The sequence below is a fragment of the Vibrio sp. Isolate34 genome, from assembly GCF_022397915.1.
Classification (GTDB): domain Bacteria; phylum Pseudomonadota; class Gammaproteobacteria; order Enterobacterales; family Vibrionaceae; genus Vibrio.
Map to the genome: position 1 here is coordinate 1 of NZ_JAKEUO010000055.1, position 907 is coordinate 907.

The following is a 907-nucleotide window of genomic DNA, read 5'->3' on the forward strand; positions in this document are numbered from 1 at the left end:
TCCCCCGGTTTGTCCCCCGGTTTGCCTCCTGTTGCTATGTATTCACAACAGGATACTTACTTATGTAAGTGGGTTTCCCCATTCAGGAATCCCAGACTTAAAGGTTATTACTACCTAATCTGGGCTTATCGCAAGTTATTACGCCTTTCATCGCCTCTGACTGCCAAGGCATCCACCGTGTACGCTTAGTCACTTAACCATACAACCCGAAAGGGTCTTAGCGTATGGCAACTAACCAAGGTTTTTGGTTGTCATTAAGAATGGGTTAATTCTCAATGACTGTTTGCCGGACTCAATTGTGAATCAAATAAATTTGATTCGAATACAAGACACTTGAATGTGTTTGTTGTGTTTATCTAATGAAAGATAAACATTGAGAACTTTTAAATTTGATTTGAATTACTCGTAAGTAATCAAATCAGTCAGCTTTCCAAATTGTTAAAGAGCTAGATTTCTTTCGAAACCATTTTTAAATATTTTCAGATAAAAACACTTAAAGATGGTGGAGCTATGCGGGATCGAACCGCAGACCTCCTGCGTGCAAGGCAGGCGCTCTCCCAGCTGAGCTATAGCCCCATCTTTGTTTCTAGTCGATATTGGTGGGTCTGAGTGGACTCGAACCACCGACCTCCCGCTTATCAGGCGAGCGCTCTAACCAGCTGAGCTACAGACCCAATATCGTCTCTTTTACTTTCTAAACCTAAATCAATCTGTGTGGACACTTATCGTGAATATCTTCGTATAAGGAGGTGATCCAGCCCCAGGTTCCCCTAGGGCTACCTTGTTACGACTTCACCCCAGTCATGAACCACAAAGTGGTGAGCGTCCTCCCCGAAAGGTTAAACTACCCACTTCTTTTGCAGCCCACTCCCATGGTGTGACGGGCGGTGTGTACAAGGCCCGGGAA

The 907-nt window shown here is 44.4% G+C and carries 2 tRNA genes and 2 rRNA genes; all 4 read right to left on the reverse strand.

Annotation, left to right across the window (positions count from 1 at the left end):
• Positions 1–199 (reverse strand): 23S ribosomal RNA (locus tag L1D22_RS22150); the annotation flags it as partial.
• A 301-nt stretch (positions 200–500) separates the two neighbouring features.
• Positions 501–576: transfer RNA gene (locus tag L1D22_RS22155), tRNA-Ala, on the reverse strand.
• 21 nt (positions 577–597) lie between these two features.
• Positions 598–674: transfer RNA gene (locus L1D22_RS22160), tRNA-Ile, on the reverse strand.
• A 68-nt stretch (positions 675–742) separates the two neighbouring features.
• A 16S ribosomal RNA gene (locus L1D22_RS22165) occupies positions 743–907 on the reverse strand; the annotation flags it as partial.